The sequence below is a fragment of the Methylobacterium variabile genome (assembly GCF_001043975.1).
GTDB lineage: Bacteria > Pseudomonadota > Alphaproteobacteria > Rhizobiales > Beijerinckiaceae > Methylobacterium > Methylobacterium variabile.
In genome coordinates, this window is record NZ_LABY01000290.1 from 1 (window position 1) to 528 (window position 528).

Genomic DNA, 528 nt, shown 5'->3' on the forward strand with positions numbered 1-528 from the left:
ACGCTGATCGAGCTCGGCGAGATGGAGGAGGACGCCGCCAGCATCCGCGAGGGCGAGGAGCAGATCCGCGCCGTGCAGGCCGAGGCCGCGCGCCGCCAGATCGAGACCCTGCTCTCGGGCGAGGCCGACGGCAACGACACCTATCTCGAGGTCCATGCCGGGGCCGGCGGCACCGAGAGCCAGGACTGGGCCAACATGCTCCAGCGCATGTATGCCCGCTGGGCCGAGCGCCGGAAGTACAAGGTCGAGATCGTCGAGTGGTCGGACGGCGAGGAGGCCGGGATCAAGGGCGCCACGCTCCTGATCAAGGGCCACAACGCCTATGGCTGGCTGAAGACGGAATCGGGCGTGCACCGCCTGGTGCGCATCTCTCCCTACGATTCCAACGCCCGGCGGCACACCAGCTTCGCCAGCGTCTGGGTCTATCCGGTCATCGACGACCGGATCACGATCGAGATCAAGGAGTCGGATTGCCGGATCGATACTTACCGCTCGTCCGGCGCCGGCGGCCAGCACGTCAACACCACC

At 67.6% G+C, this 528-nt stretch carries 1 protein-coding gene; it reads left to right on the forward strand.

The window, feature by feature from the left end:
- Positions 1-528 (forward strand): PCRF domain-containing protein (locus VQ02_RS31120; RefSeq protein ID WP_048448133.1); only part of this gene is annotated, 528 nt, incomplete at both ends.